Annotated in this window: 1 protein-coding gene; it reads left to right on the top strand. The window is 70.5% G+C overall.

Annotated elements, in window-relative coordinates:
• Window positions 1–543 (top strand): HNH endonuclease signature motif containing protein (locus DMB80_RS27790; RefSeq protein WP_162938740.1); only part of this gene is annotated, 543 nt, incomplete at both ends.

The following is a 543-nucleotide window of genomic DNA, read 5'->3' on the forward strand; positions in this document are numbered from 1 at the left end:
CGGGCATCGATGCCCAGCAACGCGGCGGCGTTCCTGCGGCTGGTCGGTGCGAGCTGGGACGCCGAAGCCGCGGCCCGCCCCCACGGGCAACGCACCACCGTGGTCATCCACGTCGACACCGAAACCCGCCTGGCAGCTTTACATTTGGGGCCCGTTCTGCCCGATAGCGATCGCCGCTATCTGACCTGTGATGCCACCTGCGAGGTGTGGTTTCACCGCGACGGGCAGGTGATCGGCGCCGGCCGATCGACCCGCACGGTCAACCGGCGGCTGCGCCGCGCGCTCGAGCATCGCGACCGGGCGTGTGTGGTCCCCGGCTGCGCGGCCACCCGCGCAATACACGCCCACCACCTGGTGCACTGGGAAGACGGCGGTCCCACCGAACTGTGGAACCTGGCCCTGGTGTGTCCGTATCACCATCGGGCCCATCACCGGGGCCTGATCACGATCACCGGCCCCGCCGATCAGCTCGTCGTCACCGACGCCGCCGGCAACGCCCTGACCTCAGCCTCGTTGGCCCGACCACCCACCCAACCACCGCCC

This window comes from Mycobacterium kyogaense (genome assembly GCF_003254575.1).
In the GTDB taxonomy this organism is placed as follows: domain Bacteria; phylum Actinomycetota; class Actinomycetes; order Mycobacteriales; family Mycobacteriaceae; genus Mycobacterium; species Mycobacterium kyogaense.